Annotated in this window: 20 protein-coding genes and 2 pseudogenes; 7 read left to right on the top strand and 15 right to left on the bottom strand. The window is 59.7% G+C overall.

What is annotated here, in order from left to right; all coding sequences use genetic code 11:
• Positions 1-187: hypothetical protein (locus EOA13_RS27615; protein WP_164780365.1), on the bottom strand; the 187-nt coding region annotated here is incomplete at its 3' end.
• A 49-nt stretch (positions 188-236) separates the two neighbouring features.
• Positions 237-1,316, bottom strand: coding sequence for a LacI family DNA-binding transcriptional regulator (locus EOA13_RS27610; protein ID WP_127296741.1), 1,080 nt, complete (start codon positions 1,314-1,316; stop codon positions 237-239).
• A gap of 301 nt (positions 1,317-1,617) precedes the next feature.
• Between EOA13_RS27610 and EOA13_RS27605 the strand changes: the two genes are divergently transcribed.
• From EOA13_RS27605 to EOA13_RS27595, 3 genes are all read left to right on the top strand, one after another.
• A complete protein-coding gene (locus EOA13_RS27605) occupies positions 1,618-2,406 on the top strand; it encodes an ABC transporter substrate-binding protein (protein WP_245490501.1) in 789 nt (262 codons plus the stop codon).
• Between the two features lie 83 nt (positions 2,407-2,489).
• Complete coding sequence (locus EOA13_RS39435) at positions 2,490-4,031, top strand: amino acid ABC transporter permease/ATP-binding protein (RefSeq protein WP_127296736.1); 1,542 nt, start codon at positions 2,490-2,492, stop codon at positions 4,029-4,031.
• Positions 4,032-4,091: 60 nt separating this feature from the next.
• Positions 4,092-5,216 (top strand): FAD-binding oxidoreductase, encoded by a 1,125-nt coding sequence (locus EOA13_RS27595; protein WP_127296735.1) that lies wholly within the window; start codon positions 4,092-4,094, stop codon positions 5,214-5,216.
• A 250-nt stretch (positions 5,217-5,466) separates the two neighbouring features.
• Here EOA13_RS27595 and EOA13_RS27590 read toward each other — a convergent pair whose 3' ends face one another.
• The 9 genes and pseudogenes from EOA13_RS27590 to EOA13_RS27550 all read right to left on the bottom strand — a co-directional run bounded on the left by EOA13_RS27590 (position 5,467) and on the right by EOA13_RS27550 (position 16,646).
• Positions 5,467-6,324 carry a hydroxymethylglutaryl-CoA lyase gene (locus EOA13_RS27590; RefSeq protein WP_127296734.1) on the bottom strand — a complete coding sequence of 286 codons (858 nt, stop codon included), beginning with the start codon at positions 6,322-6,324 and terminating at the stop codon, positions 5,467-5,469.
• A pseudogene (locus EOA13_RS27585) lies at positions 6,324-7,824 on the bottom strand (sugar ABC transporter ATP-binding protein). Before EOA13_RS27585 ends, EOA13_RS27590 begins: the two are co-directional and overlap by 1 nt.
• Complete coding sequence (locus EOA13_RS27580; RefSeq protein ID WP_127296733.1) at positions 7,821-8,963, bottom strand: strictosidine synthase; 1,143 nt, start codon at positions 8,961-8,963, stop codon at positions 7,821-7,823. Before EOA13_RS27580 ends, EOA13_RS27585 begins: the two are co-directional and overlap by 4 nt.
• Complete coding sequence (locus EOA13_RS27575; RefSeq protein ID WP_127296732.1) at positions 8,960-11,074, bottom strand: SMP-30/gluconolactonase/LRE family protein; 2,115 nt, start codon at positions 11,072-11,074, stop codon at positions 8,960-8,962. The genes EOA13_RS27580 and EOA13_RS27575 overlap by 4 nt, the downstream gene beginning before the upstream one ends.
• A 69-nt stretch (positions 11,075-11,143) precedes the next feature.
• Positions 11,144-12,148: a sugar ABC transporter substrate-binding protein gene (locus EOA13_RS27570; protein ID WP_127296731.1), complete on the bottom strand. Its 1,005-nt coding sequence runs from the start codon at positions 12,146-12,148 to the stop codon at positions 11,144-11,146.
• A 32-nt stretch (positions 12,149-12,180) separates the two neighbouring features.
• Positions 12,181-13,203: an ABC transporter permease gene (locus tag EOA13_RS27565; RefSeq protein WP_127296730.1), complete on the bottom strand. Its 1,023-nt coding sequence runs from the start codon at positions 13,201-13,203 to the stop codon at positions 12,181-12,183.
• A gap of 2 nt (positions 13,204-13,205) precedes the next feature.
• The gene (locus tag EOA13_RS27560) at positions 13,206-13,958 is read right to left on the bottom strand and encodes an enoyl-CoA hydratase/isomerase family protein (RefSeq protein ID WP_127296729.1); all 753 of its coding nucleotides are present in this window, start codon (positions 13,956-13,958) and stop codon (positions 13,206-13,208) included.
• Positions 13,959-15,197: a CoA transferase gene (locus tag EOA13_RS27555; RefSeq protein WP_245486249.1), complete on the bottom strand. Its 1,239-nt coding sequence runs from the start codon at positions 15,195-15,197 to the stop codon at positions 13,959-13,961.
• A 129-nt stretch (positions 15,198-15,326) separates the two neighbouring features.
• On the bottom strand, positions 15,327-16,646 hold the full coding sequence (locus tag EOA13_RS27550; protein WP_127296727.1) for a hydroxymethylglutaryl-CoA reductase, degradative: 1,320 nt from the start codon (positions 16,644-16,646) through the stop codon (positions 15,327-15,329).
• Positions 16,647-16,757: 111 nt separating this feature from the next.
• Between EOA13_RS27550 and EOA13_RS38045 the strand changes: the two genes are divergently transcribed.
• Both EOA13_RS38045 and EOA13_RS27545 read left to right on the top strand, forming a co-directional pair.
• Entirely contained in the window at positions 16,758-16,934 is a 177-nt protein-coding gene (locus EOA13_RS38045) for a GntR family transcriptional regulator (protein WP_245490498.1), read from the top strand.
• Positions 16,935-16,978: 44 nt separating this feature from the next.
• Positions 16,979-18,130 (top strand): PLP-dependent aminotransferase family protein, encoded by a 1,152-nt coding sequence (locus EOA13_RS27545; RefSeq protein WP_164780357.1) that lies wholly within the window; start codon positions 16,979-16,981, stop codon positions 18,128-18,130.
• Between the two features lie 35 nt (positions 18,131-18,165).
• Here EOA13_RS27545 and EOA13_RS27540 read toward each other — a convergent pair.
• The 4 genes and pseudogenes from EOA13_RS27540 to EOA13_RS27525 form a co-directional block, all read right to left on the bottom strand.
• Positions 18,166-18,507, bottom strand: a pseudogene (locus EOA13_RS27540) (ISNCY family transposase); the annotation flags it as partial.
• Between the two features lie 397 nt (positions 18,508-18,904).
• Entirely contained in the window at positions 18,905-19,495 is a 591-nt protein-coding gene (locus EOA13_RS27535; RefSeq protein WP_127296725.1) for a hypothetical protein, read from the bottom strand.
• Positions 19,485-19,781 (bottom strand): hypothetical protein, encoded by a 297-nt coding sequence (locus EOA13_RS27530; protein WP_127296724.1) that lies wholly within the window; start codon positions 19,779-19,781, stop codon positions 19,485-19,487. The genes EOA13_RS27535 and EOA13_RS27530 overlap by 11 nt, the downstream gene beginning before the upstream one ends.
• A 505-nt stretch (positions 19,782-20,286) precedes the next feature.
• Positions 20,287-21,012 (bottom strand): hypothetical protein, encoded by a 726-nt coding sequence (locus EOA13_RS27525; RefSeq protein WP_127296723.1) that lies wholly within the window; start codon positions 21,010-21,012, stop codon positions 20,287-20,289.
• Between the two features lie 398 nt (positions 21,013-21,410).
• Between EOA13_RS27525 and EOA13_RS27520 the strand changes: the two genes are divergently transcribed.
• Together EOA13_RS27520 and EOA13_RS38040 are read left to right on the top strand one after the other, a co-directional pair.
• A complete protein-coding gene (locus EOA13_RS27520) occupies positions 21,411-21,899 on the top strand; it encodes a hypothetical protein (protein WP_127296722.1) in 489 nt (162 codons plus the stop codon).
• Positions 21,862-22,530: a hypothetical protein gene (locus EOA13_RS38040; protein ID WP_164780356.1), complete on the top strand. Its 669-nt coding sequence runs from the start codon at positions 21,862-21,864 to the stop codon at positions 22,528-22,530. The genes EOA13_RS27520 and EOA13_RS38040 overlap by 38 nt, the downstream gene beginning before the upstream one ends.
• Positions 22,531-22,780 lie beyond the last annotated feature (250 nt).

The raw sequence follows: 22,780 nt of genomic DNA, 5'->3' as shown, positions 1-22,780 counted from the left end.
AGAAGGTGGTGCGGGTGGTCGGAATCAAACCGACGCTCCTTGCGAACGATTGGTCATGGATTTCGCCACGCTCGTGGAAAAGACGGCGCGCTTCAGCTTGCACGGCCTCGCCCTTATTTAGGCCGCCCCCGACATCCCCGTAGAGCTTCAGCGTGTCGATCAGTTCCAGAACCTGCGTGCGTTCCATCAGCTTGCCCTCCTGAGCTGCCGCGTCGCTCGCTCTTGACGTTTAACATCTACCGCCCTCTGTTTGAGGGGGGGGCAACGGATTCGCGCTCAATGATCGCGGTCGGCAAAATGAGCCTTTCCGCCGGGCGTTGATCTCCATTCAATCGCCGGATGAGCAATTCCGCGACACTCTTGCCAAGCGCATAGACGGGCTGGTCGATGACAGTGATGGGCGGTGTGGTGACGCTCGTCCAGTCCGCATCATGGAAGGTGATCAGCGAAATGTCCTCGGGGACCCGCAACCCGCGCTGACGGATCACCTTGAATATCTCCAGCGCTATGACGCTGTCGGAAGCGAGGATCGCTGTCGGCCGATCTGGTCCGGACAGCAGCTTGTCGGCAATCCTTCGCGTTTCGACAGGGCTTGTTGCACCAAGGCAAACGTGACGCTCTGGCCGGTCCATTCCGGCCTCTCGGCACACGGTGAGGAAACCGTCGATACGCTCGCGGACCGACGAGGTGTAGATTTGCCCGAGATGGCGGTATTCATGCCCTTCGGCGTCGACCGCCGTCACATAGGCGATCTTTCGGTGGCCGGCATCCGCAAGGATGCTGGTTGCCCGCATGGCGATGCCGTGATCGTCGACGGTGACGGTGTCGACATCCAGATCGGGCAGCGCCCTGTCAAGCAGCGCAAGCGGCCGGCCAGAACGATGGATGTCGCGCAGATGCGAGATGTCACGCGATTCCGACGGCGTAACGATCAGCCCGTCGACACGCTTGCCGATCAAAAGCCGCACGGCTGCCTTTTCGACTTCGATCCTCTCGCCCGAGTTGGCCAGGATCACGTTGAACCCGGCCGCCCTTGCCGCATCGCTGATACCCCGCACCGCCAGGCTGAAGAACGGGTTCTCGATATCGCCGACCACCACCCCGATGATGCCGGACCGGCCGGTCGTCATGCTGCGGGCCAGCTCGTTCGGACGATAGTCTAGTGCCTTGGCCGCGGCCATGACGTCCGCGCGGATCGTATCGCTGACAACGCCGTATCCGCCGAGCACGCGCGCGGCTGTCGCTTTCGACACGTCCGCCGCGCGGGCGACGTCGCTGACTGTTATCGAGCGGGTTTTGGGCGCGGTTCTTTTCATCGGATGAACGACTACAAGAGTTGTTGACGGAAGGTCAATCTGGCGATAACGATTACCAAAGAGACCGGTCTCACACAATAAGAGACCGGTCTCTTTAAGAAATACCTGAGCAGGAGGCATAAGGACAGCCCGCAGTGCGGGCCGCTGCCACGGACGACGAACTATGTGAGGCCTGAAATTACGGCCTCGACGCAAATGCCAAGAAGAACGTGCCAAGAAAAACAAACCTTCAGAGTGGAGAGAAGACATGAGCAGGATTGGAATTCTCAAGTCGTTGATGTCGCCGGTCCAGGCCGGCGCAATGGCTCTTATGGTTGCATGCATCGGAGCGGGTCTGGTCTCGCGGGCCGCAGCGGCGGATGACAATCCCTATGGTCTCATTGACGCCAAGGTGATCAGCGTCGGCACAATGAGCGACGACAAGCCCAGCACTTTCACGCTGGCGGATGGCACATTTACCGGGTTCGATGTCGAACTTTTCCTAAACGTCGCCGGCCGGCTTGGCTTCAAGCCTGAACAGGTGATCTTCACCGGCCAAGAGTTTTCGGCGCTCATGCCATCCGTCGCCAATGGTCGGTTCGACGTTGCCGTCGCCTCAATTGGCACGACGGAAGCGCGCAAGAAGACTGTCGACTTTTCCGATGGGTACCGTGTCGGCTATCTCACGGTCCTTACGGCCGACAAGACGATCACCGACATCCCAGCACTCAAGGGAAAACGCGTCGGGGTTGTACAGGGTACATTGCAGGAGATCTATGCCACAAAAAACTTTACCGGCGCAGATCTCGTTAGGTTTCCCGACAACAACTCGGCTGTGGTGGCGCTTAACAACGGGACCATCGACGCACATTTTCTCGATGACGAGCCTGCCAAGGATTATGCCAAGCGCTATTCCGACCTTAGGCCCGCCATCAGTTTTCCATCCTTCGACGCGCCTGCTGGGTTCGTTGTGCGCAAAGGCAACGACGCCTTTCGCGCTGCGCTGAGCACCGGACTGCATGCTGCAATGGAAGATGGAACCTGGAAGACGCTCTACCAGAAGTGGTTTCCTGGTGCGCCGATGCCGGATCAATATCTTCCCAAGAATTGACAATAGGGCCGCCGGTATAAATCCGGTGGCCTTTCGGTCTTCCACGACAAACGGAATAGCGAAGCGCCGACAGAGGGGAAAGAATGAACTGGCTAGAGAATATGCGCCGCAGTTTCCTGGATTGGCAGGGGATGGCGGAAGTTCTTCCCACCATGATAACGGTTGGGTTGAAGAATACGCTGATCTTGGCTGCGGCATCCACGGTGCTCGGTGTTGTTCTAGGCATGGCCCTTGCCGTCATGGGCATCTCGCAATCACGCTGGTTACGCATTCCTGCCCGGGTTTATACGGATGTTTTCCGTGGCCTTCCTGCAATCGTGACCATTCTGCTGATCGGCCAGGGCTTCGCCCGCATCGGCCGCGAAATCTTTGGGCCTTCGCCCTATCCGCTCGGCATCCTTGCCCTCAGTCTGATCGCCGGCGCCTATATCGGGGAAATCTTTCGTTCGGGGATCCAGAGCGTGGAGCGCGGACAGATGGAAGCCTGCAGGGCTCTGAGCATGAGCTATGGGCAGGCCATGCGCCTGATCGTGATCCCTCAGGGCATCCGCCGCGTGTTGCCGGCTCTGGTCAATCAGTTCATCGGCAACGTCAAGGATTCGAGTCTTGTCTACTTCCTCGGGCTGCTCACGTCGGAGCGCGAGATTTTTCGTGTCGGCCAGGACCAGGCGGTGGTCACCGGAAACCTCTCGCCATTGCTGCTGGCCGGCGTGTTCTATCTCGTCATCACCGTGCCCCTGACCCATATGGTCAATTACATCGACAATTCGCTGCGGGTCGGAAAGCAAAAGGCTGGCCTCGTCACCAGTGGTCTTGCCGAGGTTAGCGAACTGGAAAGCGCCATCGGCGGCCCGTCTTCGCAGACCAGCCCCGAAGACCGCTCGGCGCTTCCACGGTTCAAGGGCGGCAGTCTCGCGGTCAGCAATCTCGACATGGCCTATGGCGACCTCGATGTCCTGAAGGGCGTCAGCCTGACGGTCAAGCCCGGCACCGTCACCTGCGTCATCGGTCCGTCAGGGTCGGGCAAATCGACCCTGCTGCGCTGCCTCAACCGGCTGGTCGAACCCAAGGGCGGTGACGTCCTGCTCGACGGCGCGAGCATCCTGGCGATGAAACCCGAAAAACTGCGCCGGCGTGTCGGCATGGTGTTCCAGCAGTTCAACCTGTTTCCCGACCACACGGCTCTGGAAAACGTCATGCTATCGCTGACCAAGGTCAAGGGAATCCCTGTGCGGGAGGCCGAGCGCATCGCCGAGGCGCGCCTGGCCGATGTTGGCCTGGCGGCCCGCAAGCATCATCGCCCCGGCAGCCTGTCTGGTGGTCAGCAGCAGCGTGTGGCGATCGCTCGTGCGCTGGCAATGGACCCTGAGGTTATCCTGTTCGACGAGGTGACCAGTGCTCTCGATCCCGAACTGGTGAAGGGCGTCCTCAACCTGATGGCGGACCTCGGCAGCCGCGGCATGACAATGGTGGTCGTGACCCATGAAATGGGCTTTGCCCGCAAGGTCGCCGACCAGGTCATCTTCATGGATGAAGGCCGCGTCATCGAGGCCGGCACGCCTGCCGCGATCTTCGACACGCCAAAAAGCGCACGCCTGAAGCACTTCCTGGCCGAAGTGCTGTGAGCCGTACTCGCCTCCGCCCCGGCCGCCCAATCCAACCTCTACCCGGTGAAAGAATATCTCATGGCTAAATTGCATTCTGTCTCAAAGGTCGTCGTTGTCGGCGGCGGTGTTTTTGGCGCGTCCTCGGCCGTTCATCTTGCGCGACTCGGCATCGAAACAGTCCTCATCAATGATGGACCGCTCGCGAAGGGAGCTTCCGGCCGCTCGCTTGCGTGGCTCAATTCCGCGCGCAAGCGGTCGCCGGAGTATCATCGCCTGCGCATGGTCGGTATTGATCGCTACCGAACATTGTCGGCGAGATATCCGGATGCTGCCTGGCTGCGTTTCGACGGTGGCTTGACATGGGACGCGGACGACGCCTCGAACGAGATCGCGGATGTCTTCGCTCATGAAAAGGGCCTCGGCTATGATGCGCAACATCTGTCCGCGGACGCCATAGCGCCAGTCACGCCAGGTGTCTCGGCAAGCGCAGTCACGCCTCAAGGTGCGATTTTCAACCCAGGCGAGGGCTGGGTCGACCTGCCGTCGCTGATCGAGCTCTTGGTTGCGGAATTCATGGAGCGCGGCGGGCATCTGGTCACCGATGCTGGAAGCGCGGCGGTCACGGTCGTCGACGGCAGCGCCACTGGCGTCACCACGACAAGCGGCATCAGCTTCGCTGCCGACGCGGTGCTGCTGGCGACCGGTGGTGATGTGCCGCGAATGGTCGCGGACTCCGGCCAACATGTTGCCGACGGGACGCCGATCGCGTTGCTGGTCAGGACAAAGCCGCTACACTTGCCTCTCCGGGCTGTGCTCAACACGCCGCGCGTCGCCATCCGCCCGACGCCGGACGGAGCCCTGGCGCTTGATTCCGCCTGGTCGGAAGAAGAGGTGGTCGTCAATTCGGATGGTACTTATGGCGTGAAGGGTTCGACCATTCAGGGGCTTCTCGACGAAGCCTCAAAGGTTCTCGAGGGCCATCCGAAGCTGGAATTGGAAAGCTATGGTGTCGGCCCCAAGCCGATCCCCGCGGACGGCGAGCCGGTATTCGGCCAATTGAAGGGCATCAAGGGATATTACGTCGCCTTCAGTCACAGCGGCGCAACGCTTGGCCTGATCGCCGGCGAGCTGCTTGCCGGCGAGATCGCCACCGGAAGAGAGCACCCACTCTTTGCAAACTTTCGGCCAGCTCGGTTTGCTTGAGGTCGTTGCGAAATCTGAACTGCCGCGAACTCATGAAGACGGTCATTGGGCGCGGCGTCGATCTGGTCTTGCGTCGGGATCCAGAGTGGTGCGTCGGCAGCCATGATCGCCTCCACGGTCGCCACCGCTTATGCAAATCGCAGAGCAAGATTTTGCACGAGGGCCGGATCTGAGCCACGTCGTCTCCGAGGCTCAAGCCTTAAAATGCGTTCGCTCAAGCATGGCACTTCTTGGGGTGATCCCAGACTGCTCAAGCCCTTAGTCCCAAGGCAAATGCCTCGGCAAATTCCAACTCGGCAGGATTGATGCCTGTGACGCAGCTTCTTTGTGACAAGTGGGAAACGACGGCTCCCGTAGCAACGTTACCTGCCGATCCGGGAGCGTACGGGCAACCACCAAGCCCACCTGCGGAACTGTCAAAAGTCGCTATCGTTCGCTCCAAAGCAACGTCAATATTTTCCAGAGCTCGCCCGAAGGTATCGTGGAAATGGCAGGCCAGCATCGATGCCGGAACTACTTCAAGCACTCGAGCCAGCATGGCATCCACCTGTTCTGGTGAGCCTCTGCCGATCGTATCTGCGACGGCAATCTCAAAACAGCCAAGTTGCATCAGTCGCGAACAAACCATCGCAACCACATCGGGTGCGATTTCGCCCTCGTAGGGACATTCGACGGCGCAAGAAACGTAGCCGCGAACTGGAATGCCATGCGACTTCGCGAGGCTGATCACCGGCACGAATCGCTCCAGGCTTTCGGCTATGGTGCAATTAATGTTTCTGGACGCGAACGTTTCCGAGGCACTGGTAAAGACCGCCAATTGGTCTGCGCCCGCGGCAATCGCGGCGATGGCACCCTTGTCGTTGGGCACCAGCACGGAGCGTATCAAGCCTTCTCGCGCCGGCGTCCGCCGCATCACCGCGTCATGATCGGCCATCTGGGGCACCCATGCTGGCGAAACGAACGCGGTGACTTCGATACGAGAGAGACCAGCATCAGCCAGCAGACGGATAAGCTTTAGCTTGTCCTCCGTCGAGACGATGCTTTTCTCGTTTTGCAGGCCGTCACGAGGACCCACCTCGACAATCGTGACCTTGCGATCGCCGCTCATCAATGGACGGCCGCGTACATGATCGTTTCTTCCGTAGCAATTCGACGGTCATTCCTCGACGATCTTGCCCTGCCGGGCAATGAGGATGCGATCGGAGAGGTTGAGTATCTCGGGCAGGTAAGACGAGATTACAGCGACAGCGATTCCCTGGTCAGCAAGCTGGTTGATGAAGGTATGGATTTCGGCGATGGCGCCGACGTCGACGCCGCGCGTCGGCTCATCGAAGACCACAAGTCTTGGCTTCTGGACGAGCGCCTTGGCAATCACGACCTTCTGCTGATTGCCTCCGGACAGTTCGATGACTTTCGCGTCCGGGTCGATGGCTCGCACATTGAGACGTTTACGCCATTCCTCGGCAACAGACCGTGCTTGCTTCATCGACACGATGTTGAAGCCGCCAAACGATTGTCCGCCGAGTTGGCCCATATAGATGTTTTCGGCGATGCTCATCGTCTCGAAGAAGCCTTCCGCCTTTCGCTCCTCGGTCACATAGACAATGCCGTCACGCACAGCCGGCGCGGGCACCAGATAGCGCTTGGCTTGGCCATCGATCTTGACTTCTCCGCCATGAAAGAAGTCGCGTTTCAGAACCCCGCATACCACCTTCAGCGTCTCGGTCCGGCCGGAGCCGACCAGGCCGAAAATCCCGGTCACCTGCCCCGCATACAGCGAAAACGATGTGTTGCGCACCATGTTGCCCATTGAGAGATTTTCGACCGAGAGCACTTTTTCGCCACGCGGCCTTGGGGCGCGCATGCGCGAGGCGCCGCTGTAGATCTCATCTGTCAGCGTTCGGCCGACCATGGCCTGAATGATCTTCTGGCGGTCGAACGCCGCAGCCTCGTCCGAGGCCACCAGCCTGCCATCTCTCAGGATTGTAATCCGATCCGCAACCATGAGCGCCTCTTCAAGCGCGTGCGAAATGAAGATGATGGAGACCCCCTCGTCCTTCAGCTTCCTGATTAGCTTGAAGAAATAGCTCTTTTCCTCCGGGGTAAGGGTCGCCGTGGGCTCATCGAAGATGATTACCTTCGCCTTGTGATGCACCGCTCGCGCGATCTCGACCATCTGCTTCTGTGCGGCGCCTAAAGAGCCCACGATGGCTGAAGGATCGACATGGAAGTTCAGTGACTGGAGGAATTGCTGCGCGGAAATGTAAATGCCGCGAAGCCGGTTCAGAGGCTTCTCTTTTCCCAGATAAATATTCTGAGCGACGGACATCGACGGGACCAGGCTGTTTTCCTGGTAGACCATGGCTATCCCTTTCGCGAGCCCCTCAGCCGGGGTTGCGAGCTTCTCCTCACGGCCGTTGATGAACATCTTGCCGCTGCTGAGCGGATAGACGCCGGCAAGGATCTTCGTCAGGGTCGACTTTCCGGCACCATTCTCGCCAAGCAGCGCATGAATCTCACCGGGCAGCAGCCGAAAGTCGACATCCGAGAAAGCGGGATTGCCACGAAAATCCTTTGTAGCGGCCTTGAGTTCGACAATCGGTGTCATGCCGCCGACCCCATCAAGACCGAGAGGTCGTCCGGCTCGGTCGGCGAGAGATGATGGAGCGCAAGGACTTCGCCTCGACCTTTGGAGGCGACGAGCAGCCTGTCGCCGGTCTCGACGCAGGATGTGATGCCGTGCCGCTGGCCGTCGGCCCTGCTATGGGCGCTCCAAACGGGCTGGAAGCTGTCATCGAGGCGAAGCAGAAGACCATAGGAACGGCTCGGTGCCCAGGGTTTGTGGATGCCCAATCGGATAACGCTGCCTGCTTGCAGCGGCTCCTTGAAGCTGCGTCCGCTGGAGAGCGCCGGCGCGACCCAATATTCCGGTGCAATTGTTTTCATCATCTCGCGCCTGTAGCGGTCTTCGCGCAGCACGAATTCCTGCAGCTGGGAGCGCACCGCAAACATCGTCAGCCAGTATCCAGTCTGGCTGGCGGGCTGAATCCGCCCGGGATAGGCGGGCAAATCCGCAACCACGGCAATGCAGTCGCCGCCGGCAATGTCCAGCGTCAAGAGGCGATGTTTCCAGGCTTCAGCCACGACCAGTTTGCCGGCCCCGGCAACGGCAACGCCCGAGGGAAATCCCAGTCCGCCTTTGATGAGGCTTGCAGTTCCCGATCCGAGATCAAGCCTCACGACACTTCCGCTGCGGCCAAGATTCAGGAGATCCCGGCTCCATTCGAGGGCCGAATGGGCGCTTGAACCATTGCAAACGACCAGCGTGTCTTCATCCAGGAAAACAGCGGCCGTCGGGCAGTTGAGCTGCTGGCCGGACGGGTTCGCGGCAAGTCGCTTGCCATGATGGCGACCGCCGACAATCGCGATGCCAAGCCTGTCCAATCCCAGGGCAAGAGCGCCCTGCGGTGATGCGGACAGGAATGTGATCTCGGCATCGAAAGTGCTTCGAATCGATGTGCTTCCGCTGTCGTGAAGCTCAACCAGCCGATTGCCGGAGGTGAGCAGCACCTGGCCACCCCCGATCGTCAGATTATCCGCCGCCTCCACCATCGAGACGCTGGCAATGCGCTCCAGGTAATTGTTGGGCTTGAGCGCGCCGTCCATGACCGGAACCGTGATGGAATGTTCGCCACGCCCGCCCATGAACTTGTCGAAGATCCTGCCGATGCGGCCAGACATGCTCATGCGTTTGCTCCCCAATAGGACGTTTGTGACGTCCAGTCTGGATCAGCATCTGGCAGCTTGAGACGACCTATCCGATCATTGTAGAGCCCGCCGAGATACAGATATCCCTTGTGCTCGCGCATCGACGTCACCATCGGATGGTTCTTGCCTCCAAGGTCCCAATAGGATTCCACGATTTCGCCGTTCGGCTTGAATTTGAGCACGCATCCCGTGTTGATGTTCGGAAAGAGCCATTCATCGCGGGCGACACGCTTGGCCATGCGTTTGCGCAGCGACGGCATTCTCATCGCCAGATCGAGAGCCGGCGATCGCATGCCGACAAGAGCCACCCAGAAGCTTCCGTCCGAGGCCCGATTGATGTTGTCTGGATACCCTGGAAGATTTGGAATCGTCGTCTCGCAGGTGCCCTTCCTGGGACCGTCGAACCAGTAGCGGTTTACACGGCAGCCCCAGGTTTCGGCGAAGAAGAACGATTGACCGTCGCCGGCCATGCAGACCCCGTTTGGAAACTGCAAATTTCTGAGGATCGTTTTCGTCGAACGATCGCGGGGATTAAAGCAGATTAAGCGGCCATTGCCCCGGCTCTCCAGCGCATCCGTCGCCCAGTCGTGCATGTCGTAGCGGATGGTTGCCTCGGAAAAGAAGATGCGGCCATCCGGCGCGATGTCGAGATCGTCGGCAAGATTCAGACGGGAATCGTCGATCACCGAGAGAGCCGTCCGCTTGGTCTCGTCGGTCAGCTTTGTCACCTGCCGATCCGGCGAAACCTGATAGAGGCCCATCCCACCGATACAGACATTCAGGTTCTCGCTGGCGTCAAAAGCCAGCCCCAGCGGGTGGCCTCCGATATGAACGAATATCTCCCATTTGGTGTAGTCCGGCGCGAAGAAGCGAACGATGTCGCCGTGCCGATTTGGAGAGTAGAGATTGTCGTTCCGGTCGAAGATGACGTCCTCGGGACCTTCGATCTCGCCCTTGCCGATGAGCGAAACATCCTTCAATCGATCGTTGAGCGCGTAGGGACTGTCGGATCCCGCGTCGGTCTCGGGAAGGGCCGGGAGACGGAAGTAGCCGGGTGACACGTAAACCTTGTTCAGGAGCTTGTGCCGGTTCTTCAGCCAGCGGACGTCGATGGCCACGACTGCGAGCAGGACAATGCCGAGGATCATCGAACTGATGCCGCCGCTGATCCCGATGCGAACCATGCTGTCAGTCAAAATGAGCACGACAACCGCGCCCAGCACCGATTTTACCACCGAGCCACGCCCGCCCCCGAGACTGTTGCCGCCAAGAACGGCGGCGGTCAGCGCCGCGATCTCGAGGCCGACCCCGGTATCTGATCCCGCACTGCCCAGGCGTGCGGCGAAAAACACGCCGGCCAACGACACGAGCACGCTCGACCAGACATAGGTGGTGAAGATCGTGAACTTGACCCGCAGGCCGGCATTGTAGGCGGAACGACGGCTGCCGCCGACCGCCGTGATATGCCACCCGGCCCGTGCTCTGGTCAGGATGACGTGCCAAAGCCCTATGACGACGATGGCGACGAGGAAAGCGAATGGAATGCTAAGGACCTGACCTTCTCCAATAAAGTACCAAAGGTCGGACTCCGGGAAAACCGCCGAGATCTGGACTGCGTAACGCAGGAGAAGGATGTCGACGATCGATCGGATGATGATCAGCGTGACCAGCGTTGTCAGGAACGCCCGGATGCGCAGATAGCCGATCAGGAAGCCGTTGACCGCACCGCAGAGGGCGCCGACGGCCAGCGTGGCCATCACGGTGGCCCACACCGGCCATCCCAGCAAGGTGATGCAGATAAGGGCCGTGATGTTGGCCAAGGCAAACACGCTGCCGACCGAGAGATCGAGGCCGCCAGCAAGCAAGACAATGCCCATGGCGACGACGACCAGCGAAAACTCCGATAGCTGGCGCGACGTTTCCGTCAGGCTCGACAACGTGAAGAAATGCGGATTGTGGAGAACAAAAAAGCCAATCGTCAAGATCGTCGCAAGCACGGGAACGGCGTTGTCGCTCCAGCGCTTGGTCAGCACTTCGCCAAGCACCTTTTCCGGAAAATAGCGAAAATAGAGGCGCTCGATGGCTTCCATCTAAAGATCCTAACTGCAGACATGGCTGGGAAGGCCTGCCGCGTTTCCACGCGGTGGCCTGATACAAAGTTACTTTTTGAGCTGATCCAAATCCCAGCAGCTGTTCGTCGACATCGTTTCCTTGCTGATGATCTTGTTTGGCGTGTACAGCGCGAACTTCACGGCGCCTGCTGCTTCCTTCGATTGCAGCAACACCTTGATCGCGTTGTTCAGATCGCGGCCCTGGCCTTCGACGTCGTAGGAGATAACCTCCTTAAACGTTCCGTTTTCCACCCCTTGGCATGCCGTCTTGTTGCCGCCACCGGATGTGATCAGATAGATATCCTTGCCGGATTCCTGGATCGCGGCCCCCGTTCCGGCGTCCATCACATCCCAGAAGCCGATGATGCCGCACAGGTCTGGGTTCTGCTGGATCACCGTCTGTGCGATACCGCGCGCCTTCGACTGATCCCAGTCGCCGGTCTGGCTGGAAACGATCTTGATGTCGTCATGACCCTTCAGCGTCTCGGAGATCGCGTTGAGCTGATAGACACTGGCCGCTGCCGTCGCCGGCCCCTGGATGACCGCGATCTTGCCGCTCTTGCCGCTCGCCTTGCCGCACTTCTCGATCATGCGATTGGCAGCATACTGGCCGATGCCAAACCAGTCCGCCCCGACAAAAGCGTCCGTCTGGTAACTCGACTTCATGTTGACCTGGATGACCTTGATCCCCGAATCCTCGGCCTTCTTCAGCGTGCGCGCGTAGGACGCGACGTCGAAATTCTGCACCACGATCACGTCGGGTTTTTCGGTGATCGCCTGGGTCAAGGCACGCGTGCCGGTATCCGTGCTCCAGTTGGCGTCGCGGATATCGAGGGTGTAGCCCAGCCGTGTCGCCTCCTTCTGCATGATCGCTGCCCAACCCTCCGGCAGATCGAAACTCATGGACATCGGCACGAAGATGACCTTCTTGCCGGCGAGTGAATCAAGCGTCGGCTGTCTCAATTCGTCGACCATGCCCTCCTGCGCATGGGCAGCGCCCAATGAGAGCATGCCGGCCACAACCGCTGCCGCGGCATATTTCACTATCATCATGTTGGTTTCCTCCCGTTGGATGATATTGAGCGTCAGATGTCTCCCTGCTGCGACGTCTGTTCATCGCGAGGGTTGAGAAGCGCGTCCACGATCAAGGCTCCAAGCAGCACCGTGCTTTTGACCAGGTTCTGGACGGTGTAGGAGATGTCGAGGATCGTCATGCCGTTGAGCAGGAGACCGATCAGCACCGTGCCGACCAGCACGTTGCGGACGCCTCCCCTTCCGCCGGTGAGGCCGATGCCTCCCAGGATGACCACCAGCAGAACGTCGTAGATGAGCGTGGAATTGACCATCCTCATGTTCATGCTGGCGACGGAGGCCGCCGTCACGCAACCGGCGAGAAAGGCCATGACGCCGGACAGCACGTATTGGAAGATGATCATCGGCCTGACGGGAATGCCCGTGATCCGCGCGGTCGAGATGTTGTCGCCGATGGCGTATATGAACCGCCCGAGCCCTGTCTTGCGAAGAAAGAAATAAAGAGCTGCGGCACAGACGGCGAAAAGCCAGATCGGTACCGGGATTCCAAGCAGGCTGCCGCGCCCCAGGAACAGGAACCAGTTCAAATTGTCCGGCACATTGTTGACATCGAGCGTGGCAATCACGCCGCGCCCCAATCCGTAGACGATCGCCGATACTGCAAGGGTCGCAAAGATGGCGGGGATTTCGACATAGGCGATCAGAAAACCCATGATGATCGCGACAGCGATGACGAAGGCAAGGCCGAGCACCAAGGCCGTTGAAAAGGCATAGCCCTGGTTGGCCAGAACGATCGAAAAGGTCAGCGACACGGCCATCACCGCGACCAGCGAAAGATCGACGCCGCGCCCGATCACGACGACCGCCATGCCAAGGCTCAGCATGCCGAGCATGGCCACGTTTCGGATCAGATTAAGGATGTTGTCCCGGCTGAGAAAGTTGTCGAGCGTGATCGAGAAATAGGCGAAGAGGGCGATCGAGACGAGGAATACGATCAGCTCCTGCGTCACGCCAATGCGATGGCCAGCGCCCTTGCGCGGGGCATTCGATGCCAGGTCTTGGGGAGCGCTCGACATGGTCACTTCCCCTTTCCGGCGAAAGCAGCAAGGCCGCGCTTGGCGTCATCGCTCCTGAAAGTCCGCTGCCCCAGTATCGCTTCCTGGCGAAATGCCTCCGTGAGCGGCAAGTCTTGCAATGTGAGGGCGGCTTCCTTGATCGTCTGGACGGCGGTCGGGCTCAGGCTTGCGATATGTTGCGCCGTTTCAAGAGCGACACGCTCGACGTCCTGGCTATCCACCGCCTGATTGACCACGCCTTTGGCGAGCATCTCGGCCGCCGTAAAACGCCGCGCGGTCAACATGATCTCCATCGCATGGGCGTAACCGATCTGCCTGACGAGACGCACCAGCGTCCCGCCGGCAGGCACAAAACCGAGCGTCGCTTCAGGCAGCTGGAAAATGGCGTCATGCGCCACAATCCGGATATCGGTCGCGAGCATGATCTCGAAGCCACCGCCAAAGCACATGCCCCGGATCGCGCTTATGATCGGCTTGAAGAACCCAGGGAACTTGATGTGGGCCGGGTCCCAGGCAGAGATGTCGAAAGTACCCGCGGCAAGCGCCGGAATGGATTCTTTTAGATCGGCTCCGACGCAGAAGGCGCGCTCGCCGCTGCCCGCGAGGACGACTGCCCGAATGGCATCATCATCCTTGGCGGCCTTGAAGGCGCGGCCCAGATCCTCATACATGGCCAAGGTCAGCGCATTGAGCTTCTCCGGTCGATTGATCCGGACAGTGGCAACGTAACCGTCTTGGGTAAGATCAATCCCCATCTAGATCGCTCCCCCGGCCCTGAGCGCATGCAGCTCCTCTGGAGAAAGGCCTGCCAATTTCCCAAGGATCAGTTCATTGTGCTCTCCTGGCGCGGGCGCCGATTGGGGCGCAGCCTCAACCGCTCCCGAAAGCTTTATCGGCAACCCAAACATGCCGATAAGCTTGCCGGCAATCGGAACCTTGACGATCATGTTCCGCGCGGCGATGTGCGGGTCCTCGACCACTTCCGCAATCGTCTTGATCGCGCTCAGCGGGATCTTGTCGCCCGCGATCTCCTCCAGTTCGGCCTTGGTGTAGCGGCTGAACCAGCGGTTGAGCAGCGGATTGACCTTCGTCTCCGCCACTGTCGGATCGAACCGCTTCTCCATCGTGTCGATGGCAGGGTCGGATGCCTTGTCGGGCTCGCCGAACAGGCCGCAGGTAATCGCCCAGAACTTGTCCGTGTAGCCGCCGAAGAACACATAGCCATCCTTGCAGGGGAACTGGCCGTAGGGGCGCACGAAGGGGTGGTCATTGCCGAGTGGCGAGGCGATTTCGTTCTTCACCGTGTAACGAACAACAGCATTTTCCGTCAGCGTCAGCACGGAGTCCTGTTGCGAGACGTCGACCACCTGTCCGAGGCCGCTTTTGTCCGCCTCGCGCAGCGCTGCGAGAGTGCCGATCGCAGCATACAAGGACGCCGCGAGGTCGCCGATGATAGTGCCCACCCGAACCGGCGGCCGATCCGCATAGCCGTTCATCGACCACAGGCCGCCTGACGCCTGTCCGGTGTTGTCATAGGCAGGCTTTGATGCGTTTGGCCCGCTGCGGCCATAGCCGCTGATCGCGGTGTAGATCAGCTTGGGGTTTTCGGCTTTGAGAACCTCGTATCCGAGATCCAGCCTGTCCATGGTTCCCGGTCGAAAATTCTCGACCAGCACGTCGGCCCGGCGCACGAGCTTTTTCAAGAGCGCCTTGCCGTCAGCGGATTTGAGATTGATCGTGATTCCCAGCTTGTTGCGGTTGAACTGCGAAAAGAAGGCGCTGAGTTCCGCACCCTCGTCGCCGAAGAAAGGAGGGAAGGTACGGGCGTAGTCCGGTTCGTCCGGATGCTCCACCTTGATCACGGTCGCGCCAAGGTCGGCCAGCAACATCGAGCAGAAGGGGCCGGCGACGACACGTGTGATATCGAGAACGGTCAACCCGCTTAGAGGGCCCGTCCGTGTTGGAATCGCGTCATTCCCATAGGCTTCGGTCACGTCATTCTCCCGGAAAACAATCCTGAGAGATATCTGCCCGGATTCTTGGGTCGCGCAATCGAGCATTGCCGGCCGCCGCATCGCCAACCGACGGCAATCGATTTTTCAGCATCGCGGTGCCGCATGATCTCAGACCTTTTCCGCCCGGATCAGCTCAAGCACATCCTTGGCGCGATCGACGCGCACGTCATGGTTGGAGGACAGAGTCGACGCCACCCTGTCGATCTCGTCACCGGTCGCGCCGGCGACGATTGCGATGTTGCGGGCATGCAGCGCCATGTGGCCTCGCTGGATGCCCTCGGTGGCCAAGGCGCGCAGTGCCCCCATGTTCTGGGAAAGCCCAACCGCCACCGCCACCTCGGCAAGCTCCTGGGCACTTTCGACCCCGAGGATCCTGAGGGCGGCGCGGGCTGCCGGATGGGTCTTTGTCGCGCCACCCACAAGGCCTAGGGCCATGGGCATCTCCAGGGTGCCGACGAGATGGCCCTTGGCATCAAGCTCCCAGGTCGACAACGCGGTGTAACGCCCTGAGCGCGAAGCCCACACATGCGCGCCCGCTTCTATGGCGCGCCAGTCATTGCCCGTGGCCACCACGATCGGATCGATGCCGTTCATGATGCCCTTGTTGTGGGTGGCGGCACGATAGGGGTCGACGATGGCGAGGGCGCATGCCTCGACAATGCCGCGGGCGATGCGGTCACCCTTGTATTCGTCGGTCTGCAGCGTCTCGGGGGCGACGGTCACCATTGCGCGCGCGATACGGAGATCGGCGAAGTTCGACAGGATGCGAAGCCGCACCACGCCGCCGCTTATCGCTTCGATCATCGGCGCGACGGCTTCAGCCATCGTGTTCACCGTATTTGCGCCCATCGCATCACGCACATCGACGATCAGGTGAACGACAACCATGGGGCCGGCATTCGTCTGATCGAAGACGTGGACTTCGACATCGCGGCACCCTCCCCCAAGCGATATCAGGACCTTGTCCTTGAGATTTGCAGCGGCGATGATCGCCTCGCGTTCCCTCAGGATGCGGGCGCGGGCACCATGCGGGTCACGCACCTCAAGCACCTGCACCTGAGCCCGCATGATCGGCCCGGTGCTCGACGTGAAGAAGCCGCCGCTCTTGCGGGCAAGACGAGCCATGTACGACGCCGCGGCGACGACCGAAGGCTCTTCGACGGCCATGGGTATCAGGTAGTCCCGGCCGTTGATCGTGAAGTTCGTGGCAACTCCGATTGGAAGTTCGAACGTGCCGATCACGTTCTCTATCATGCCATCGGCAAGCGCAATCGGGAGGCCGCCGCCGACAAACACGCGGCGCTCGGCGTCGGTCAGCGACACGACATCGCCCACCCGGCCAAGTCTCTCGGCTGGCGAAAGATTACGCAGGTTCTCGATGCGCGAATTGATGACGGAACGCTCTCCGCCCTTTTCTGTGCCGGTCACAGATGCCTCCCACGCAATTTGTCATTTTCCTCTTGAAACAAGCATGATCATTGTTACCATCCCAAGAAAGGTACAGATCGGAGAATTTGTCTGAATCTGTACCCATCGGAGGTGACGTTGAAGGCGACAGAACCCGGCGGGAAATCTGGTGCCACTCTTGCGGAGAATGTCGCGGCGCGGCTGGTCGAGGATATTGTCGCCGGCAACCGGGCGCCGGGAAGCAAGCTGCCTTCGATCAGGAATGCGGCCCGCGAATATGGCGTGTCGAAGAACACCATGGTCATGTAACGCCGAAGGCCCGGGCCGGATTCACGGTCAGCAAGACCGCGCAAATGAATGGAACGAGGCCGAGGCACGTATCGGAAGCCGTCGACATCGCTTCGCTCCTCAATGCGCAGCTGGAGGAGAGTTTCGAGATCCGGGTCGGTGACGGCCGCCCGCCCCCGGCATGGGCCGAGGAGTCCGAGATAAGGCGCCATCTTGGGCTGTTCGGTCGCGGCCCTTCCCAAGGAGCGGACGGCTACGGGTCCGCCTGGGGCTTTCCTCCTCTGCGGCAGCAGATCGCGCGACGCCTGTCGAACCAGAACATTCAGGCGACTGAAAAGGAAATCCTGCTCACGTTCGGCGCCAATCATGCGCTCGATCTTGTCGTTCGGGCGTTCCTGGCGCCTGGCGATGTGGTGCTCGTCGACGAGCCCGGATATTACCCGCTCTTCGCCAAGCTCAAACTGGCGCAGGTTCGGGTCATCGGCGTCCGGCGCCTGCCTGACGGACCAGATATCGAAGACTTTGCCGAGAAGGTTTCGGCAGAGCGGCCAAAACTGTTCTTCACGCAATCAATTGGCCACAACCCAACCGGCGGCTCGATTAGCCTATCGGTCGCTCATTCAATTCTCACCGTCGCAGCGAGGCATAACGTCACCATCGTTGAGGATGATCCCTTTGCGGATCTCTCCCTGGTTCCACCCAATCGGCTTGCAACGCTCGACCAACTCAACCACGTGATTTCGATAGGTACTTTTTCCAAAACCCTGTCCGCCAGCCTGAGGTCAGGCCATATCGCAGGCCGCGCCGACAAGGTCGCGGCACTTGCGGAACTGAAGATGCTGACAACGGTAAACAGCTCTGGTCACGTCGAACGGCTTCTTCACCGCCTGATCTCCGAAGGCCACTATGATCGCCACCTCAGGCGCCTCGCCCAACGCATCGAGACGGCAGCAACTCGGGTGCATTCAGCCCTCAGCCAGAATGGGTATTCGATCTTCGCCGGCAACGGCGGCGGCTACTACCTCTACCTTATGCTACCCCGAGGCATAGACGACATAGAACTCGCTCGACTGGGCGCCAAGGAAAGCATTTTCATAGCGCCTGGAAGCGTTTTTTGCATCGACAAACAGAGTCCAATGGCGGCCGGCATCCGCATAAATGTGTCACGGGCGGATGACGAAAGGTTTTTCGACTTCCTATTGAGAAAGCTTTCTTAGTTCCGACCACCGCTCATCGTGACCTAACACTTGCCGATGTGGCGCTCCAGCATCGCCAAGAACCGCTCGCTGTCGGCCGGGTTTCCGGCTTCGATGACGAGGTCAAGGATCAGCCCGCTTCGGCCGGCAGTCAAATTGAGCTTGTGGGCATAATCGACGTCGCGGCTGCCCTTGACGATGATGCCGGCATGCGGCTCGAACAAGCTGACCAGCCTGTCGCCGCACTGTAGCGCCTCGCCGCCCAGGACCCACCGCTCTGTCTGGGCGATGATCTGTTCAATCAGCGGCCGGTAATGGCGGATCTGGGCCTGGCACAGTTGGCCGGCCGGGCCCGTGGCCAGGGCCAACTGCGCAGCTGCCTGCTCGACATAACCCACGACGACGCCGGGCTTGCCCTTGGCATCGGCATAGGCCCAGTCGGCCGCGGCGCTGGAGACCTGCATGGCGTCAGTCCAAACATTGGCGAACACGCTGTTCTTGAGGCCGTGAATGTGTCTGAGCTCCAGTTTCGGGAGATTTCCTTATCAATCCAAGACTGCCATTTATGCGACGTCTTGAGCCACCGACGAGACAGGCCAAGCCGAGCTGCCGCAATACTGAGGCAAGCGAAAATCGCAGTATGGAGCCAGTTCTAATCTGGGGGTATCGAGTTTGACATAACTCCGCAAAACGCAGAAACGCCGGAGTGTTCTGCAGGTGATTAACGTCAGTCGCCGGCGCCCGACCCAGCTGTTCCAGTTCGTGGAAATATCGACAGGAGGGCCGACCGCACGTTCATGATGTCTGCGGTCCCGGCGGAGCTCGATAGAGAATGATCCGTCCGGTCGGCAGAATCTGGGTAAGGAAATCAAAATCGCGGACGTTGCCGGTCAGCACGCCCGCGCCCAACTGACGCGCCTGCAGGAATACGAGGGCGTCATTTACGAAGCGGCGCTCGTGCCCCTCCCCCTTGGGCAGATTGCTCAGCCGGAAGAGCAAGCCAGCCAACACACCGGCCTGTCCCCACATCGCTGCATCCGGGGCATGAAGACGGTGGTCCGGAATGTCCTCCACCGTGGCTTTGATTGTCTCGAGGACAGCTTTTGTGGAGGCATGCTTTGGGTCGAGCCGGCCAAAGGCGTGGGTCAGCTCAGAAAGGCAGACCGTGGAATGGTGGCATCGGCGATAGGTAAGCAGCGTATCGACTTTAACCGGTGCTCGTCCTTGCAGGACATCCAGATAGACGCACGTATCCAGAAACACTGGTCCCCCGATCGCGGGTTCGTTTGCAACCCATGGGAGATCATCGTCGGCCCTACGCTCCAGCGTTCCGGTGTACTTTTGCGGTTTGAGCGATCGGAGGGTCTCGGAAAGATCAAAACCCAAGATCTATGTCCGCCGGGATGCTGCCCTTGCGTCCGACCAAGCGGGCGCCAAAGTCATCTTCGAGAGCCAGGCGCGACAGCGCCAGTTCCAACAGCTCCGTGTCCGAGGTGACATGAGCGCGCTTCTTGGCCGCCTCGATCAACTCCGAAGGCACTCGCCCCGAAAGGCGGGTATTCTTCGCCGCGCCGAGCAGTCCGGCGGCTTTCGCTTGCTCGAGTACAAGCTTATTGCGGGTCGATGCGACCTTTGCTTCGCTTTCTGAAGCGGTCCGTGTTTGCGCGGCCATCAGAACCTCCTGTGTTCAACAGAATATAGATTGCGTTGAACGCATAAGCAAGGCTTAGTAGACCCCGCGAGTTGGGGTTGCATCGGCTTCGCCGACGAGGCCAAGCGCAACCGCTATCTGAGACTGTCCAGCCCCAGTACATTGGTGGCGATCTACGTCACCAAGGGCAAAGGGCCAGAGGATGCGGGGTAAGGTCGGCTGCGCAAGGTGCGAAGGGTATGGCGGTCGGACCTCCTGCAGTTCCCGCTTGGTTATCCCTGCAGTGCCTACGTCCCGAACTTGCAAGGATCGAGTGGAATCATGTTGCGGTGCCCGCAATCGTCTCGTAGGCCGGCGGCCGCCTTTGGAGCGAACTGAACCTCGATGAATGCGTCAGCAATGTCCGCTCCTCGAAGCGGGCTAGAGGCTGTGCACGGCCGACATTGGCGCATTGCAGTCCGGCAGCCTGATTTCTCAGAATTGCCGATAGCGGATCGTTTTACAGTCCACCGTCGCATGTATCAGATCAGGCTGTTATCTTCTCTCCCAACAAGGCTCGCAGCTGCGGTAACGCCGCGTGCGCCACCGCCTTTGGTGGTTGGGTGAACATGCAAGGCGGTTCAGCAGCGCCTAAAAGGCAGGTCTTTTGCCAATCCTCAGTGATGGACCAACAATCGCCGCAGACACGGGGCGCAATATTGATATTGTTTGGGTAGGCGTAATAGCCGATCGGCGTCGGACCGAAAACGACACCACACGGCGTCCCTACACAGCTTGCGATATGAACAAGCCCGCCCTCCATGTCGAAATGCATGGACGAGTTCGCAAGAACGGAGGTGATTTGCGGCTGTGTTGTCTTGGAAGAAAGATTGTAGTCAGCCGAACTGAGGGTGCCTCCTACCACGCCGACTTGAACAACCGGAAGATCCGGCAACTGCACCTTCACCTCTTTCACGACATCATCCATGAACGGATAATCTCGCGTAGTTCGAGGACGACCAGACACCTCGCTGAAGGAATTATGGACGGTAATGTAGGCTCTACGATCCAGTCCCAGGCTTTGAACCAAAGACGCATCCTGAGGCAACGGATATGGATGGCCGCCAAAGGGCACACCGCTGACATGGTTCAGAAAGGTGTCTCGCCCCACGTTATGAAATTGGGCTACAAGTGCAGGATGAAAGTCCAAGCGAGGATGTGCATCAATCGCATGCGAAAGCATTTTCCGGTAAGGTTCGATGCTCTTCAGCATTTCTGAAAGCTTTGGCCACCGTTCAGCAGCGCCAGAACCCACGTGCACAACATCTACAGTGTGTGTGATCTGCAAGGCTAAAATGTATCGGTTCGCGCGGCCTATGTGTTTTCGACGTCAACAGCACTGGCTCACTTCGGCTAGCGCCGGCTTGTGAATGACCGGAAGGGGGCCGGGAGGGGACTGTCCGGTTTCGGCAGCAGGAGCGGAGTAAGCGGTCGTTTGCCGATCGCGATCGGCTAGCCCGTCACGCGCTCGTCGCTGGCGCCTTGTTCGCTGGCACGGTTGCAACAGCAACGACCGCGCCGACTTAGAGGTTCATTGCGCGCGCCGCCATACTTATCTATGGCTCTCGATCCGGCGCCTAAGCGCGTCGCGAACGGGCTTGGACTGCGACAATGGAGAAAACGACGCTGATGAGTCCGCCCCTTTTACCCGGAAATCGGAACATTACCGAAGAGGAGGTTCGCCGCATTCTCAATCTTCTGCCGGGGTCGCGCCGCGCCTCCAATGGCGTGATCGTCGATAATGGGGATGGGACCTCCTACTACATAACCGGCTTCATCACATCGGACCCCGAGATGGCGGATGTGGAGAATCTTCATCTTGCCTATGCAACAAAGCATGAGATCATCCGGCTGCGCGAGCTTCGAACAGCGCTCGACTATCTGCTCCGTGTTCGACTTGAGGCAATCGCGGCCTCACCGCGCGTGGTTCGGACTTTCCGGAAGCGGCGGGCACAGTTCGAAGAGCGCGGGCGGCGCTGGACGCTCACGGACTATTACAATGCGCAGAACATTGACGCGAAGCGCTACGTTTCCCGCTTGAGCCGCCCCCCTTCAGCGGATCGTGAAGTCCATTCCGTACGGCTTGGCACCCATCAATGAAGTGAACGCCGTCGCGCGCAGAACCATGCTCGGCGACGTTGTGATGGTCGCGGAGAACCTGCGCTACTTCTTCTATTTCATGAACATCGCAATGTACGGTCCTTATTCCGAGATACGGACCGACGACTGCATCGACACTGCGATAATCGCGCTGCGCATTATGCGCGGCAGCGAGTCGTTCGATTTCGATCTCGACCCCCGGGCCACTTTACCGGCCCAGATCGAGCGCGAAATCCAATCAAAAACGGGCCGACAGATGGAATTCACCTTTGGCCACGAGTTCGCGCACCTGCTGGAGGGCCACCTAGTCGATCGCCTCGGCAGTGACGATTTGCGGGTCTATTCGCACGAGTGCGAGTTCGCCGCGGATTGCAGCGCGGTGCTGGCGGCCGACTCCGAACATGAGACCAAGAGGACACTCGCTCGTGGAGCATTCGTACCGGCACCCGGCTTGCTGGTCCTTACGGGGACTGGCGGAGAGAACCAATGGAGGCTCATGGGTCGATTATGTCTCCTCGGGCGAGCCTTCTTGCAACGTCCTGTGTATTTAGGACATCCGCCATTTCATTGGCATACTCCATGTCCAGGTCGACGTATGGGTGGCCGTCAATCTCAGCCGGGAGACCGGTGAACACATCGAACACCGTCCACATCCCGTCGATTTCCTTCCTGCGGTCGTACCGTAGAGTGGCCATAGGTAAATCTAGCGTGGGTCGGGAATGTTTGGTGAAAAATTCGCCTGATCCTCAATAATGTACCGCGCCACGCCCCCCGTACCCCGTCCCATTCCGCGATAAGAGCCCGACCGTTTCGCCGTGACGATGACCGTTGCGGTTTACTTGTATCAAGCGGCGGTCCTCGGGCACGAAGAGCGGCGCAAA

It is taken from the genome of Mesorhizobium sp. M7A.F.Ca.US.011.01.1.1, assembly GCF_003998295.1.
Classification (GTDB): Bacteria; Pseudomonadota; Alphaproteobacteria; order Rhizobiales; family Rhizobiaceae; genus Mesorhizobium.
Note: the sequence above shows the minus strand (reverse complement) of the source record. Positions and strands in the feature narration are given on the sequence as shown.

Coding starts and splice junctions, on each gene's coding strand:
- EOA13_RS27610 (WP_127296741.1), bottom strand. CDS start 1,316: ATGAAAAGAACCGCGCCCAAAACCCGCTCGATAACAGTCAGCGACGTC.
- EOA13_RS27605 (WP_245490501.1), top strand. CDS start 1,618: ATGGCTCTTATGGTTGCATGCATCGGAGCGGGTCTGGTCTCGCGGGCC.
- EOA13_RS39435 (WP_127296736.1), top strand. CDS start 2,490: ATGAACTGGCTAGAGAATATGCGCCGCAGTTTCCTGGATTGGCAGGGG.
- EOA13_RS27595 (WP_127296735.1), top strand. CDS start 4,092: ATGGCTAAATTGCATTCTGTCTCAAAGGTCGTCGTTGTCGGCGGCGGT.
- EOA13_RS27590 (WP_127296734.1), bottom strand. CDS start 6,324: ATGAGCGGCGATCGCAAGGTCACGATTGTCGAGGTGGGTCCTCGTGAC.
- EOA13_RS27580 (WP_127296733.1), bottom strand. CDS start 8,963: ATGAGCATGTCTGGCCGCATCGGCAGGATCTTCGACAAGTTCATGGGC.
- EOA13_RS27575 (WP_127296732.1), bottom strand. CDS start 11,074: ATGGAAGCCATCGAGCGCCTCTATTTTCGCTATTTTCCGGAAAAGGTG.
- EOA13_RS27570 (WP_127296731.1), bottom strand. CDS start 12,148: ATGATGATAGTGAAATATGCCGCGGCAGCGGTTGTGGCCGGCATGCTC.
- EOA13_RS27565 (WP_127296730.1), bottom strand. CDS start 13,203: ATGTCGAGCGCTCCCCAAGACCTGGCATCGAATGCCCCGCGCAAGGGC.
- EOA13_RS27560 (WP_127296729.1), bottom strand. CDS start 13,958: ATGGGGATTGATCTTACCCAAGACGGTTACGTTGCCACTGTCCGGATC.
- EOA13_RS27545 (WP_164780357.1), top strand. CDS start 16,979: ATGAATGGAACGAGGCCGAGGCACGTATCGGAAGCCGTCGACATCGCT.
- EOA13_RS27530 (WP_127296724.1), bottom strand. CDS start 19,781: ATGGCCGCGCAAACACGGACCGCTTCAGAAAGCGAAGCAAAGGTCGCA.
- EOA13_RS27525 (WP_127296723.1), bottom strand. CDS start 21,012: ATGCTGAAGAGCATCGAACCTTACCGGAAAATGCTTTCGCATGCGATT.
- EOA13_RS27520 (WP_127296722.1), top strand. CDS start 21,411: ATGGAGAAAACGACGCTGATGAGTCCGCCCCTTTTACCCGGAAATCGG.